Here is a 1,351-nt window from a genome sequence, read left to right as displayed (position 1 = left end):
TCCCAACAGCTAATAAAGGCATCAAATAATGCAATACAGGTAGATGTATAAGCAGAACTACTTTGAACATAGTTAAAGCTTTTTAGCTTGCAGGCAATGCCAGTTATCGAAATCCAGTGTGCTCCTGGTGAAATCTTTTTGGTTGCATAATTCATATGCCCGTTCAGATTCAAAAAGAATGGATTACAGTCCCAGAATTTAGCAATATCAAGCTGTTTTTCATCCAGGTTTTTACCAACCGTGTAAACTTCATTTGCATTAATATAAAAAGCACTGTTTTTATCTTTACTGTAAGCAGGAGGAGCTGCAGGTTTAAACTGATCAGCTGTTTTCATCACAAGAGGTCTTATTTTATTCCAATAAGGTTCTACAGCTGCCATATAGCCGGGAGGCGTGGGGGCCCAATTACCTTCTTGCTTTACTAAACTATATCGCCTTAATTTACGTGTTTCTTTATACTTATCCTGATCCACCCATTTTAAAACGGTATCAGATACCGTTTTACCATATAAAATTGAATTTTGTACTATTGTATCAGGATAGCCTTTAGCCTTATACCATGAAAGTATACTGTTTAAACTATCTAAGGCCACTTGCTCCGAAAAGACAAGCCTTTTTCSAATCTGCCAGTAGGCGTAAGTTRCAGCGACTGAATAACTAATTTGTTTTTTATCTGCATTTGGGATGCCATTAAAGCTATTTAACTGTCCTTTTAAAGATTGAAACTGACTATTGTTTTTTGCCTGAATTTCGTATGCAGCGATGTTTGCATAAACAAAAATTCTACTCGCAACCGGCGGAGAAAATATATCACTTACAATGATATCAGAAAGTGYCTTTTGCGATCTATGCAGTGGTAAAGGATCATTTTCGCTTTTGCGCCACTGAGCACTAGCACCGATTGAAATACAGAAAACAAACAAAAATAAATATATCTTCATGATGTTGGTTTTAATTAGTAGTTTTTAAAAGCTGGACCTTATCATTATTTTTAACAACAATAATTTTTTTGATTGCTCCCTTAATCTCAATCATATTCCTAACGTCGCCATCTATATACAATCCGGAATTGTAAGGGGGCACTGCTTTAAAATCGCCCTTCCCATTCCCGAGTAAAAGTAAGCCCAAACCTGCATCCGCCTGACCAAGCTGTACCCTGTAAGGATAAAAATTACCTCCCAAAAGAATATCATCTTTTCCGTCTTTATTAAAATCATCTACAATAATGCCCCACGTTCTTGAAAATTGTGCTTCAATTGGGAGTACTTTAATAGTAAATTTTCCAGTTCCATCATTTAATAAAACAGAAGTTTCAAGTTGTTTACAGAAAAATTTTTGACTTTTACTCAAC

General features: G+C 35.6%; 2 protein-coding genes. Both read right to left on the bottom strand.

What is annotated here, in order from left to right; translation table 11 throughout:
• On the bottom strand, positions 1-941 hold a 941-nt coding region (locus AC1DPQ_RS27850; protein WP_477611583.1), incomplete at its 3' end, for a phosphatase PAP2 family protein.
• Between the two features lie 10 nt (positions 942-951).
• A partial coding sequence (locus AC1DPQ_RS27845; RefSeq protein WP_477611582.1) for an FG-GAP repeat domain-containing protein occupies positions 952-1,351 on the bottom strand: 400 nt, incomplete at its 5' end.

The organism is Pedobacter sp. 01T416_2 (genome assembly GCF_056398925.1).
The sequence above is the reverse complement of the archived record's forward strand: the minus strand, read 5'-3'. Positions and strand labels throughout refer to the sequence as shown.